The sequence below is a fragment of the Psychrobacter sp. GW64-MNA-CIBAN-0177 genome, assembly GCF_040309585.1.
Lineage (GTDB): Bacteria > Pseudomonadota > Gammaproteobacteria > Pseudomonadales > Moraxellaceae > Psychrobacter > Psychrobacter okhotskensis.
On the sequence record NZ_JBEOOY010000204.1, the window covers coordinates 1 to 275 of the forward strand.

The 275-nt window shown below is 46.2% G+C and carries 1 protein-coding gene; it reads left to right on the plus strand.

The window, feature by feature from the left end:
- Nucleotides 1–88 precede the first annotated feature (88 nt).
- On the plus strand, nucleotides 89–275 hold a 187-nt coding region (locus AAEY79_RS14785; RefSeq protein WP_352289108.1), incomplete at its 3' end, for a formyltransferase family protein.

Here is a 275-nt window from a genome sequence, read left to right on the forward strand (position 1 = left end):
GCGCCAACGTATTCGTAAAAAGCTTGAAAAAGAAGCCAAATTTGCAGAATAGTAATAAGCACCGTAACAAGCACCTTAGGAAAACTCAGTGACTCAACCATTACGCATTATATTTGCCGGTACGCCGGACTTTGCCGCACGTCATTTACAAGCGCTGATACAAAGCGAACACCAAATAGTGGGTGTGTATAGCCAGCCAGACCGCCCGGCAGGTCGTGGTAAAAAATTAAAAGCCAGTGAAGTCAAAGAGCTCGCACTTGAGCACAACTTACCGG